The organism is Streptomyces sp. NPDC007896, assembly GCF_042959425.1.
Classification (GTDB): domain Bacteria; phylum Actinomycetota; class Actinomycetes; order Streptomycetales; family Streptomycetaceae; genus Streptomyces.
In genome coordinates this window covers 250,580-262,581 of the sequence record NZ_JBIBKX010000004.1, presented here as the reverse complement: position 1 = coordinate 262,581, position 12,002 = coordinate 250,580, and the positions used below count along the sequence as shown (strand labels likewise).

13 protein-coding genes are annotated in these 12,002 nt (G+C 71.3%); 7 read left to right on the top strand and 6 right to left on the bottom strand.

Annotation, left to right across the window (positions count from 1 at the left end; genetic code table 11):
- Positions 1-4: 4 nt before the first annotated feature.
- Positions 5-994, bottom strand: a complete 990-nt coding sequence (locus tag ACFZDJ_RS15840; RefSeq protein ID WP_384911576.1) for an alpha/beta fold hydrolase — start codon at positions 992-994, stop codon at positions 5-7.
- A 187-nt stretch (positions 995-1,181) separates the two neighbouring features.
- Between ACFZDJ_RS15840 and ACFZDJ_RS15835 the strand changes: the two genes are divergently transcribed.
- From ACFZDJ_RS15835 to ACFZDJ_RS15820, 4 genes are all read left to right on the top strand, one after another.
- Positions 1,182-1,403 carry a hypothetical protein gene (locus ACFZDJ_RS15835; RefSeq protein ID WP_389602692.1) on the top strand — a complete coding sequence of 74 codons (222 nt, stop codon included), beginning with the start codon at positions 1,182-1,184 and terminating at the stop codon, positions 1,401-1,403.
- A 198-nt stretch (positions 1,404-1,601) separates the two neighbouring features.
- A complete protein-coding gene (locus ACFZDJ_RS15830) occupies positions 1,602-2,243 on the top strand; it encodes a TetR/AcrR family transcriptional regulator (RefSeq protein ID WP_148010337.1) in 642 nt (213 codons plus the stop codon).
- 146 nt (positions 2,244-2,389) lie between these two features.
- Positions 2,390-2,617 carry a DUF3107 domain-containing protein gene (locus tag ACFZDJ_RS15825; protein ID WP_028801993.1) on the top strand — a complete coding sequence of 76 codons (228 nt, stop codon included), beginning with the start codon at positions 2,390-2,392 and terminating at the stop codon, positions 2,615-2,617.
- Between the two features lie 227 nt (positions 2,618-2,844).
- Positions 2,845-3,114, top strand: coding sequence for a hypothetical protein (locus ACFZDJ_RS15820; RefSeq protein ID WP_168495303.1), 270 nt, complete (start codon positions 2,845-2,847; stop codon positions 3,112-3,114).
- A gap of 73 nt (positions 3,115-3,187) precedes the next feature.
- On the opposite strand, the gene ACFZDJ_RS15815 is transcribed toward ACFZDJ_RS15820, so the two are convergent.
- A complete protein-coding gene (locus ACFZDJ_RS15815) occupies positions 3,188-3,949 on the bottom strand; it encodes a ferritin-like fold-containing protein (protein ID WP_390932315.1) in 762 nt (253 codons plus the stop codon).
- 472 nt (positions 3,950-4,421) lie between these two features.
- Here ACFZDJ_RS15815 and ACFZDJ_RS15810 point away from each other — a divergent pair, with 472 nt between their 5' ends.
- Both ACFZDJ_RS15810 and ACFZDJ_RS15805 read left to right on the top strand, forming a co-directional pair.
- On the top strand, positions 4,422-6,866 hold the full coding sequence (locus tag ACFZDJ_RS15810; protein WP_391059515.1) for a DEAD/DEAH box helicase: 2,445 nt from the start codon (positions 4,422-4,424) through the stop codon (positions 6,864-6,866).
- Between the two features lie 224 nt (positions 6,867-7,090).
- Positions 7,091-7,960, top strand: a complete 870-nt coding sequence (locus ACFZDJ_RS15805; protein ID WP_391059512.1) for an alpha/beta fold hydrolase — start codon at positions 7,091-7,093, stop codon at positions 7,958-7,960.
- A gap of 21 nt (positions 7,961-7,981) precedes the next feature.
- On the opposite strand, the gene ACFZDJ_RS15800 is transcribed toward ACFZDJ_RS15805, so the two are convergent.
- Complete coding sequence (locus ACFZDJ_RS15800) at positions 7,982-8,887, bottom strand: NYN domain-containing protein (protein WP_384911712.1); 906 nt, start codon at positions 8,885-8,887, stop codon at positions 7,982-7,984.
- 217 nt (positions 8,888-9,104) lie between these two features.
- Between ACFZDJ_RS15800 and ACFZDJ_RS15795 the strand changes: the two genes are divergently transcribed.
- Complete coding sequence (locus ACFZDJ_RS15795; RefSeq protein ID WP_095852725.1) at positions 9,105-9,257, top strand: hypothetical protein; 153 nt, start codon at positions 9,105-9,107, stop codon at positions 9,255-9,257.
- Positions 9,258-9,378: 121 nt separating this feature from the next.
- Here the strand turns inward: ACFZDJ_RS15795 and ACFZDJ_RS15790 are convergent, their stop codons facing one another.
- The 3 genes from ACFZDJ_RS15790 to ACFZDJ_RS15780 all read right to left on the bottom strand — a co-directional run bounded on the left by ACFZDJ_RS15790 (position 9,379) and on the right by ACFZDJ_RS15780 (position 11,877).
- Positions 9,379-9,984: a MarC family protein gene (locus ACFZDJ_RS15790; protein ID WP_384911589.1), complete on the bottom strand. Its 606-nt coding sequence runs from the start codon at positions 9,982-9,984 to the stop codon at positions 9,379-9,381.
- 170 nt (positions 9,985-10,154) lie between these two features.
- On the bottom strand, positions 10,155-11,012 hold the full coding sequence (locus ACFZDJ_RS15785) for a PHP domain-containing protein (protein ID WP_384911592.1): 858 nt from the start codon (positions 11,010-11,012) through the stop codon (positions 10,155-10,157).
- A gap of 223 nt (positions 11,013-11,235) precedes the next feature.
- Complete coding sequence (locus tag ACFZDJ_RS15780; protein WP_101400516.1) at positions 11,236-11,877, bottom strand: DUF6758 family protein; 642 nt, start codon at positions 11,875-11,877, stop codon at positions 11,236-11,238.
- Positions 11,878-12,002: the final 125 nt, after the last annotated feature.

The following is a 12,002-nucleotide window of genomic DNA, read 5'->3' as shown; positions in this document are numbered from 1 at the left end:
CGCCTCAGCTCCCCGCGTCCGCGCCGGCAGGGGAGGTCAACTCGCCTGATTCCGCGAGGAGTTCGCGGAACGCCGAGGCCACCGTCTCCGGGTACTCCATCATCGCGACATGCCCCGCGTCGGGCAGCGACAGCAGCCGGGAGTCGCGGAAGGCGCGCGCCGCGCGCCGGGCCATGCGGTAGGCGACGAGCTGGTCACGGCCGCCGTAGACGAGCAGCGTCGGCGCGAGCACCCGCTCGGCCTGGCGCCACAGCCCGTGCTGGCCGCCCAGCGTGTACGCGTTCACGAGGCCGCGCGACGAACGCGCCATGGCGTCCCAGAAGTAGGGCAGCGCGAGCCGCCGCTCCATCTCCTCGACCGCGTCGCGGAACCCCTCGGCCGTCACCATGCCGGGGTCGCCGTAACAGAGCGCCATGACCCCGCGGACGCGCTGCTCGGCGCTCCAGTCCTTGGTGAGCCGGGTGAACAGCCGCGCCACCCCCGGCACCGAGAGGAGCGCGGTCGGCCACGCGGTGCGCTGCGCACGGATCTCCGGGAGCGCGGGCGAGATCAGGGTGAGCGTCTCGACCAGGTCGGGGCGTACGGCGGCGACGCGCGTCGCGACCGCTCCGCCGAGCGAGTTCCCGAAGAGGTGCACGGGGCCGCGCTCGGCCGCGTCGAGATAACGGATGACCGCGCGCGCGTGCCCGGTCACCGAGTAGTTGCCGTCGTCCGGCGGCGGCGAGTCCCCGAAGCCGGGCAGATCGAGCGCCTCGCTGTCCACGAGCCCGTCGAGCAGTGGCATCAGCGCCGACCAGTTCTGCGAGGAACCGCCCAGCCCATGGACGTACAGGGCGGGCGGCAGTCCTTCGCGCACGGGTGGTCTCGAACGCACGGTCAGGGTGATCCCGGGCAGACCGACCGATCGCAGGCGCTCCCCCTCCGCGACCCGGACGGTCCCGACCCTCGGCGTGACGGTGGTGGCCAGCGCGGCGGGCAGCTCGGTCGAAGACATGCGGCAATGTTACGAGACGATCACGCAGTGGTTCATGTGTTCGCTGTCACAGATCGTGCGCGGATCGTCTAGCGCCTCGATCGGGTGTCTCCTAGGCTTCGAACGAGGGCACTCGTACGTACGCCAGGATCCGAACCTCAGGATCCGTACACCAGGAGCGCACTCGCACCGCTCGGGAAGAGGAACCATGACAGTCGACCCGACAGACCCCGAGACTTTCGACGACCGGTTCCGGGAGATCGTTGACCCGGAAGCCCCGGAGGCGGATCTCGCCGAGCAGCTCAGCGAACTGGATCCGGTGGACGACATCGACCCGGAACCCCCCGGTGACCCCCTCAACGCCAACGAGGCCGACCTCGCCGAGCAGGCCAGGGTCGTGCGGCTCAACGAGGACGACTACAGGGGATGACCCCATGTGACCGGACCCCGCCGACCAGCGGTATCCGGCACGGCTTCACGCCCTTCTCACCCTGTTCGTCACCCTCTGTGTCGTTATCGCACGCGTCCGGTCCGTGAAATTCTGCGCTCGCACCGCGCACAGCGGGGTTACCGAAAAGTACGATGGCGGCGCGGCGCACACCGCATGTGGACAATTTTGGGAGGCGGCGTGACAGCCATCGAGCAGACAGAGGCGGCACGCCCGCGGGGCACTCGCCTGCCGCGCCGTGCCCGACGCAACCAGCTCCTCGGCGCCGCCCAGGAAGTATTCGTTGCGCAGGGGTATCACTCGGCCGCCATGGACGACATCGCCGAGCGCGCGGGCGTCAGCAAGCCGGTTCTCTACCAGCACTTCCCGGGCAAGCTCGACCTGTACCTCGCGCTGCTGGACCAGCACTGCGAGTCCCTGCTGCAGGCGGTACGGACGGCGCTCGCGTCCACCACGGACAACTCGCTGCGCGTCCGCGCCACGATGGACGCCTACTTCGCGTACGTCGAGGACGACGGCGGCGCCTTCCGGCTCGTCTTCGAGTCCGACCTGACGAACGAGCCCGCGGTCCGCGAACGCGTCGACAAGGTCACGCACGAGTGCGCGGAGGCGATCTGCGACGTCATCGCGGAGGACACGGGTCTCTCGCGTGCCGAGTCGATGCTCCTGGCCTCGGGCCTGGGCGGCCTGGCACAGGTGGTGGCCCGCTCCTGGCTGCACAGCGACCGCAGCGTCCCGCGCGACCAGGCGGTGCAGCTGCTGACCTCACTGGCCTGGCGGGGTATCGCGGGTTTCCCGCTGCACGGCACCGATCACCACTGACGCACGCCCGACCGTCTCTTTGTTCCCGTCCGCTGTTCGCTCTTGGCGTTCTCGGCCGGAACGTGCACGTCCCCTCACCGGGCTAATGTGTGCAGCGTACGGCGCGGAGAGACGCGCACATGACTGACCGTCGGAGGGACAAAGCCGTGGAGGTCAAGATCGGCGTGCAGCACGCGCCCCGCGAGATCGTTCTGGAGAGCGGTCAGACCCCGGAAGAGGTCGAGCGCGCGGTGTCCGAGGCGCTGGCCGGCAAGTCGCAGCTGCTGAGCCTCGTGGACGACCACGGCCGCAAGGTCCTGGTTCCGGCCGACCGCCTCGCGTACGTGGAGCTCGGCGAGCCCACGCAGCGCAAGGTGGGATTCAGCGCGCTGTAGTTCAGGCGAGCGGAAGGGGCCCGGTGACACTGTCGCCGGGCCCCTTCGCATGCGCGGAACAGGCCCCTCCGCGCGGCCCCTGCGCGCGCGTCGTGTCGGGCCCGTACACGTGGTCTCACCACCCCGGATGGAGCACAGAACATCCACAGGGGAGGATTGCGTTCCGCACGTCGGGGGTAGACCCGCTACGACCGATTTGCACCGGCCGTGCGGGAGGGACCCCCACCATGTTCTTGGAAGCGCTCGGCGCCGCGATGCTCGGTCTCGCCCTGGCGTGGTGGGCGGCGTACCGACTGCCGCACCGGCTGCCGAGCCGCGGCCTGGTCCTGTCGACCGGTGTCGCCGGAGCCCTGTTCGGGGCCTTCCTGACGCACACGGCGCTCGGATCCGGCCACTTCCTGGTCATCCTCGCCGGCGCCGCGATCGTCTGCGCCGCGCTGCTGTCGCTCCTGCTGCGCCCCGCGGAAAGATTTCGCCGCCGCTCCGCGACGGCGTGACCGAAGCGGGCGACGGCGAGACTCCTGAGGACGACAAGCCCCGAGACAGTCGAGGAAACCGGGGAGACCGGGTCTAGGCAGCCAGGCCCAGTGCCGCCATCCGCTTGGTGTGGGCCTCGGTGATCCGCGAGAACATCCGGCCGACCTCCGCGAGGTCGAACCCGTCCGCCACACCGCCCACGAGCATCGTCGACAGCGCGTCGCGGTCCGCGACGACCCGCTGCGACTGCGACAGCGCCTCGCCCATCAGCCGCCGCGCCCACAGCGCGAGCCGGCCGCCCACGCGCGGGTCCGCGTCGATGGCGGCGCGCACCTTCTCGACGGCGAAGCTCGCGTGCCCGGTGTCGTCGAGGACGCTGAGCACGAGCCCGCGTGTGTCGGCGTCGAGGCGTGCGGCGACCTCCCGGTAGAAGTCACTGGCGATCGAGTCGCCGACGAACGCCTTGACGAGGCCCTCCAGCCAGTCCGAGGGGGCCGTCTGCCGGTGGAAGCCGTCGAGCGCGGCGACGAACGGTTCCATCGCGTCGGTCGGCTCCGCGCCGACCGAGGCGAGCCGGTCCCGCAGCCGCTCGAAGTGGTGGAACTCGGCCGACGCCATCTTCGCCAACTCCGCCTTGTCACTGAGCGTCGGGGCCAGCTTGGCGTCCTCCGCGAGCCGCTCGAACGCCGCCAACTCGCCGTACGCGAGCGCTCCGAGCAGGTCCACGACCGCGGCGCGGTACTGAGGGTCGGCGGCGGCCGTGTCCCAGTTCTGCGCGGCGACTCCGGTGGCCGCGGGGGCGGTCTTGTCGGTGGCCTCGGCGGACTGGTCAGCGGCGTTGTCAGGCGTCGTCATGAAGCGCACAATAGCCCGCTCGACGCAACAGGGAAGTCCCTGGTCAATCAGTGTGACGACGACTACGTGACCAAATCGGCCATCGCATATGCGCGATTCCGGGGTATGGTGGTAATGCGCCCGGCGAGTATTCGACGGGCCGCACGAATGAGGATGCCCGGTCGGTGGCCCGATCGGCTCCGACCCGACAGCCCTCCTCGTCCGTACGGCACATCGCGTACGACATCCGGAGGGAACCCTCAGCGGTACGAGAGCTCGAGCGTCGGCAGTGGTCCCATGCCACTCGGCCCGCCCGTCAAGAGCGGCCGACGTCCCCGGCACGGTCCCCGACACGACCCCCGCGCTCGCCTCGCACCGCGTACACAGAAGAGGCAGCACCCTGACTACGACTTTCCGAGAGCTCGGAATCCTTCCCGAGACGGCCGAAGCCCTTGAAGCCGTCGGCATCATCACCCCCTTCCCCATCCAGGAGATGACGCTCCCCGTAGCCCTTTCGGGCTCCGACGTCATCGGCCAGGCCAAGACCGGCACCGGCAAGACGCTGGGCTTCGGCCTCCCGCTCCTCGAGCGTGTCACCGTCCCCGCGGACGTCGAGGCGGGCCGGGCCCAGCCCGAACAGCTCACCGACGCCCCGCAGGCCCTCGTCGTCGTCCCGACGCGCGAGCTGTGCACCCAGGTGACCAACGACCTGCTGACCGCCGGCAAGGTCCGCAACGTACGCGTTCTCGCCATCTACGGCGGCCGGGCGTACGAGCCGCAGGTCGAGGCCCTCAAGAAGGGCGTCGACGTCATCGTCGGCACCCCGGGCCGACTGCTGGACCTCGCGGGCCAGAAGAAGCTCAACCTCAAGCACATCAAGGCGCTCGTCCTCGACGAGGCCGACGAGATGCTCGACCTGGGCTTCCTGCCCGACGTCGAGAAGATCATGAACATGCTGCCGGCCCGCCGTCAGACCATGCTGTTCTCGGCGACCATGCCGGGTGCGGTCATCGGTCTCGCGCGTCGCTACATGTCGCAGCCCACGCACATCCGCGCCACGGCGCCGGACGACGAGGGCGCGACGGTCCGCAACACCGCGCAGTTCATCTACCGCGCGCACAACATGGACAAGCCCGAGCTGGTCGCGCGCATACTGCAGGCCGACGGCCGCGGGCTCGCGATGGTGTTCTGCCGCACCAAGCGGACGGCGGCGGACCTCGCCGACCAGCTCCAGCAGCGCGGCTTCGCCTCCGGCGCGGTCCACGGCGACCTCGGCCAGGGCGCCCGCGAGCAGGCACTGCGCGCGTTCCGCAACGGCAAGGTCGACGTCCTCGTCTGCACCGACGTCGCCGCCCGCGGCATCGACGTCGAGGGTGTCACCCACGTCATCAACTACCAGTCCCCCGAGGACGAGAAGACGTACCTGCACCGCATCGGCCGTACGGGCCGCGCGGGCGCCAAGGGCATCGCGATCACCCTCGTCGACTGGGACGACATCCCGCGCTGGCAGCTCATCAACAAGGCGCTGGACCTCGGCTTCGGGAACCCGCCGGAGACGTACTCCACGTCCCCGCACCTCTTCGAGGAACTGAGCATCCCGGCCGGCACCAAGGGTGTCCTGCCGCGTTCCGAGCGCACTCGCGCCGGCCTCGCGGCCGAAGAGGTCGAGGACCTCGGCGAGACCGGCGGGCGTGGCGGTCCGCGCGGCCGCGGTGGCCGTTCGTCGGCGCCGGCGCCCGTGGAGCGCGAGCGTGAGCGCCCGGCGCGCACGCCCCGCCGCCGTCGCCGTACGCGCAACGGCGCCACGCTGGAGGAGACGTCCACGACGCCGACTCCGGAGGCAACCACCGAGCCCGCCGCCGCGGAGGCCACCGAGCCCCGCACCCCGCGCCGCCGTCGCCGTACGCGCGTCGGGGGTACGGCGGAGACGGTGGCGGCTGCCGCCACGGTCTCCGAGCCGCCGGTGAGCGAGGCCCCGCAGGCCGCGGAGACCGCGGTCGCCACGGCCGAGGGCGCGATCGAGGCCACACCGGAGGACGCGGTCGCGAAGCCGCGTCGCCGTCGGACCCGCAAGACGGCGGAGGCCGCTCCCGCCCCGGTCGAGACCGTCGCCGTGGTCGCGGAATCCGCGCCCGCCGTGGAAGCCGTCGCCGAGGCCGTCGCGGAGGCTCCGGCCAAGCCGGTTCATCGCCGTACCCGCAAGGCCGCCGAGGCCGTCGTCGACGCGGCCGAGGGCGTGGTCGAGGCCGCGCCGGAGGTCCCCGCCACCAAGCCGCGGCGTACGCGGGCCAAGGCCACGGCCGAGGCGCCCGCCGAAGCGGCCGTGGACAGCGCCGAGGCGGTGGCGGCCAAGCCCGTCCGTCGCCGCACCCGCAAGGCCGTCGCAGAGACCGTCGACACCGTCGCGACCGTCGAGGCCGAGATTCCGGCGCAGACCGCCGCCGCCGTCGTCGAAGCCCCGGAGGCCAAGCCGCGGCGCCGTACCCGCAAGGCCGCGGAGGTCGCGGAGGTCGCGGAGGTCGCGGTCGACACGGCGGAGAGTGTCGCCGAGGCGCCGGCCGCCAAGCCGCGGCGTACGCGCAAGGCGGCGGTGGCCGTGGTGGACGCGGTCGAGGCCGCGCCGGAGGTCCCCGCCACCAAGCCGCGGCGTACGCGGGCCAAGGCCACGGCCGAGGCGCCCGCCGAAGCGGCCGTGGACAGCGCCGAGGCGGTGGCGGCCAAGCCCGTCCGTCGCCGCACCCGCAAGGCCGTCGCGGAGACCGTCGAGGCGGCGATTCCCGCCCAGTCGGCCGCCGTTGACGAGCCGGAGGCCAAGCCGCGTCGGCGTACGCGCAAGGTCGTGGAGCCCGCGGTCGCCGCGGACGCGGCGCCGGAGGCGGCAACGCCCCGTCGGCGTACGCGCAAGGCGGCGGCTGCCGCGGAGCCCGCGGAGAGCTGATCCTCAACCCGATGGCCCGGTCCCACGTGCGGTGGGGCCGGGCCATCGGCGTTCTCCCACCCCCCGGGTGGGTTTGTTGCCTGACGGCCTCGTCCTCACACACCGGACGAGCTGGGGCTCTTAGGGGCGCGGGGAACTGCGCGATCAGCCCCCTCCCACCCGCAGCCGGACAACTACGGGCATGCGGGGATCCGGGGCGCAGCCCCGCCCGATAACCTCGGGGCATGAGCAGGCCCCCCTCCTTCGCGCCGCCCGCCGGTGTCCGTGCCTACCGTCTCCGCACCACCCGCGGCGAGTTCGCCGCGCTCGACGCCGCGCCGCAGGCGCAGCTCAAGGGAACCGTGCTGCTGCTGCCGGGTTTCACCGGCAGCAAGGAAGACTTCATCGCGCTGCACGAGCCGCTCGCGGCGCGCGGGTACCGTACCGTCGCCGTGGACGGCCGCGGGCAGTACGAGAGCGACGGTCCCGAGCACGACGAATCGGCCTACGCACAGGCCGAGTTGGCGAAGGACGTGCTCGCGCAGGCGGCAGCAGTCGGCACCCCCGTGCACCTCGTCGGCCACTCCCTCGGCGGACTGGTCGCCCGCGCCGCCGTCCTCCTCGACCCGGCCCCCTTCGCCTCACTCACCCTCATGGCCTCGGGCCCCGCCCAGATCTCCACCTCCCAGCAGCAGCGCGTCAAACTGCTCCGGGACGCCCTCGCCGTGATGGACATGGCCCAGGTGTGGGACGCCATCCAGGCGATGGAACCGCCGGAGGAGACCGACACCGGCGATCTCGACGGTGGGCTGGACGACCGCGAGGACCTGCGGCGCCGCTGGCTGCGCACCCGACCGGCCCAGCTGATCGCGACGGGCCGTCAGCTGTGCACGGAGCCCGACCGCGTCGCCGAATTGGCCGCCGTACGCCTGCCCAAGCATGTGCTGTCCGGCGCGTTCGACGACACCTGGCCGGTGCCGCTCCTGGACGACATGGCCGTACGCCTCAAGGCCCGGCGCACGGTCGTACGAGGAGCCGAGCACTCCCCGAACACGGACCAGCCCGAGCAGACGGCCCTCGCCCTCGCCGAGTTCTGGGACGACACGGACCAGTAACCGGGGGCGGGCCGGTAGGAGCTAGTACTGCGCCTGCAAGTGCTCCCAGAAGCCGTCCCGCAGCGCGCGGCGCAGGTCCGCCTGGCCCCGCAGGGAGTACTGCAGCAGCCCCTCGGCCTCGACCAGCAGATCCTGGTCGACCGAGCCGGGCAGGTAGGGGTGGCCGGGCAGCAGCTCCACCAGCGCCTCGCGCCCCCGCGCGGCCAGCCATTTCGCGGCGATCTGGGCGCCCACGAACCGCACGTCCTCGCGGGTGGGCCGGCTCGCCGCCGTCGGGTCGTAGGTCGCGGAGGTGCGCCGGGACACGTACGGCTTGAAGAATTCGAGGTCGAACGTGCGCTGGCTGTCGACCTCCCACAGCAGCGGCTCGGCCTGGTTGCGGCCCTCGGGCGCCTCGATGCCCCAGAGGTGGACCCGCGCCCCGTACCCCTGCGCCGCCTCGACCGCCGACACCAGGTCCTCGTCGCCGCCGAGCAGCGCGGCGTCGCTGATGGCGCGGTGCCGGGCGAGGGACTCCAGGTCGGAGCGGATGAGGGAATCGACGCCCTTTTGCTGGTTGTTGGCGTTGAGGTTGCCCAACCGGACCTTCACGTCCGGGAGTTCGGCGATCGACTGCTGTTCCGCGGTGTGGATCCGACGGCGCGCGCCGTCGTACCAGTAGACGCGCAGCAGCCTGCTGTCGGCGAAGATGGTGCGGGCCTTGTCGATGAGCGCCTCGATGAGGCCTTCGGCGTCGAGGTCGAAGGCGCGGCGGTCCTCGGTCCCGGCGACGAGCCGCCCCGCGGCCGCGTACAGGTATCCGGCGTCGACGAAGATCGCATGGGTCGAGGGCGTCTTCGCCACCTCGGCGAGCATGCGCTGGAGCAGCTCGTTCGTGCGGTCGATGCGGGCGCCGAGCGCCGCGTGGTCGTCGTTCATCACCTCCATTGTCCCGGCGGTCACGCTGCGAACACAACTGGTCCCGTTCAGTCTCCTTCAGACTTCTTACCGGACGGTAATTAGGTTCTCGAAAAATTTCCTTAGCGTAGGGAATGTTTGTAACACGCATCCCGTTGACTACGAACGGAAGCGGGAGCACCGACGTCTCGCGCACCACACGCCAGTAGTTCTCCTCAGGAGGATGACCAGACGAAGGGAGAAGCCCATGCGCTTCGAAATCATGCGACTCGACGATGTCGACGGCACGCCCGTGGACACCACCGTTGTAGACGCCGCCTCCGTCAACCGGATCGTTCAGCAGGCCGCCGCCATCGGGCAGCGACTGTGGATCCGCCCGGCCGAATCGTCCGCTTCATAACAGTTCAGAGCAGTTCGAAGCAGTCACGGAGCAGTTCACCTCCGGGCGGACGCCTTCAGATTTCAAAGCCCCGTACGGCACGATGCCGTACGGGGCTTTGCGCGTTCTCACCGGCTCACGGTCAGCTCGCCCGGATCACCTGGGTGATCCCGTTGATGATCTGCTGCACGGCGATCGCGGACAGCATCATGCCCGCGAGCCGGGTCACCAGCACGACACCGCCGTCCTTGATGACGCGGATGATCAGCAGCGAGTAGCGCATGACCAGCCACAGGACGACGTGGATGGCGAGGATCGCGGCCCACACGGACACCTGCGTGCCGACGGTGTCGGCCTTCTGGACCGCGAGGATCACCGACACGATCGCGCCGGGGCCCGCGAGCAGCGGCATGCCGAGCGGTACGAGGGCGACGTTGACGTCCTTGGTCTGCTTGGGCTCGTCGGTCTTGCCGGTCAGCAGGTCGAGGGCGATCAGCAGGAGCAGCAGTCCGCCCGCGATCATCAGCGCGGGCACGGACACATGCAGGTAGTCGAGGATCTGGTGACCGAGGAGGCCGAAGACGGCGATCACTCCGCCCGCCACGCAGACGGCCTGGAGGGCCATCCGCTTCTGCACCTTGGCGGGGCGTCCCGCGGTGAGCGCGAGGAAGATCGGGGTGATCCCGGGGGGATCCATGATGACGAAGAGGGTGAGGAAGAGGGAGCCGAAGACGGCGACGTCGAACATGAGTGTGTGAGGCCTTGCGAAGGTGGGGAGATCGGCGCGGCGAGATCAGCCGCTACCGCTGGGGAAAGGTGTTCCGCCGGGCGGAACGGAGGCACACGACGGCCTGCGTCGGGCGCTTTGCCGGGCGCCTGGTCGGGCGCTTCGAGGAACCTGGGGAGTGAAGGCGGGCGTCAGGCTCCGCCGGTGCCCGGCACGGGGAACGCCCCGGTCGCCCGCCGGGTGATCTCGCCGTACACCTCGGGGTCGGTGGTGAACTCCCCGAGCACACAGGTCTTGCGGCTGCCGTGGTAGTCGCTGGACCCGGTGGCGAGCAGTCCCAGGTCGGCGGCGAGGCCGCGCAGCCGGGCGCGGGTGGCCGGCTCGTGGTCCATGTGGTCCACCTCGATGCCGTCGAGGCCGGCGGCGGCCAGGTCGGCGATCGCGGACTCCGGCACGGTCCGGCCGCGCTTGGCGGCGGCCGGGTGCGCGAAGACGGTCACGCCGCCCGCGGCCTTGACGAGGCGGATCGCCTCGAAGGGGTCGGTCTCGTGCTTGGGCACGTAGGCCCGCCCGCCGTCGGCCAGCCAGTCCTGCGTGAAGGCGTCGGAGACGCTGTCCACGACCCCCAGCTCGACCAGGGCGGAGGCGACGTGCGGCCGCCCGACGGATCCGTCGCCCGCGATGCGCGCGACCTGCTCCCAGGTGACCGGCACACCGAGCTCCTGGAGCTTGGCGACCATGGCCCGGGCGCGCGGCACGCGGTCGTCGCGCACCAGCTCGCGTTCGGCGAGCAGCCCGGGCTCCTCGGGGTCGAAGAGGTAGGCCAGCATGTGCATGCTGACGCCGTCGAGGCGGCAGGAGAGCTCGGCGCCCGTGACCAGGGTGAGCCCCTCGGGCAGCGCGGCCAGCGCCTCAGCGTATCCGCGGCTGGTGTCGTGATCGGTCAGCGCGACGACGTCGAGACCGGCAGCGCCGGCGTTGCGCACCAGCTCGGCGGGGGTGTCCGTACCGTCGGACGCGGTGGAGTGGGTGTGCAGATCGATGCGCACGACGCGGACTCCAAGCGGTGACGGGATGGGCGGGACCGCTCAAGGATAACGGGATTCCGGAGCACCGCCGTCACACCCGCACCCGCCGAGCGCCCCCTACGCCCGCCCTGTGAGCGCGCCATGGTTCCAGCGCCCCGCCAGGGGCGCGGGGAACTGCGCGCTCAGCCGACGACAACCCGCACGCATCCACCCGTCCAAGGCACCCCCGCACCACAGCGGAGCGCTACGGCTCCAGGATCCGCGGCGACAACGCCCCGCACGGCAACAGGTCCACCTCCGCCCCCGCATCCCGCAGATCCGTCAGCACCAGTTCGTCGTACATCAGCAGCCCCGTCTGCTCGGGCCACACCACCGCCCACACCCACAGCCCCAGCGCCTCGCCCGCGAAGACGGCACGGTCGTCGGGGCTGCCGGCCACATGCCAGAGCGGGGTCGGGCGACCGGCCGCGAGGACCTTCGCCTGGGGTGGTTTCTCGACGTTCATGTACGGCCCCGGGTCGGGTCCGTCGATGCCCGCGTACCGCGCGCCGAGGCCGACGCCGAGCTCCTCGGCGACGAGGATCAGCTCCCCGACACCGCCGAGCGGTCCGGGGCCCGAGCAGGCCACGGCCGTCGCGCGCCCTCCGCTGCGATCGTCACCGGCGAATGCCGCGCCGGTGAACAGCCAGCCGACCGGCAGCGGCCACGGCATCCACACCGGCACCCGGGCACGGTGCACCACTACACCGAGGGCCTCGACGCTGGGCGGGATCACGGGCTGCAGCGGATACACGGTCCCGTGCACATCGCACTGCCAGGAGTCGGCAAAGAGGCCGGGAGCCCTGACCCGGCCACCACACTTCGGGCAACTGGGTTCGCCCCTCATAGGGCCCAACGGTCCTCCCCGTCTTTCGCCGCGTCAAGGACGATCACCCGTCCGGAGCGCGCCGGTCACCCGATGGAACTAGATGCGGCTTGCATTAATTAGCCCTTCTAACTTATTATGTGTAT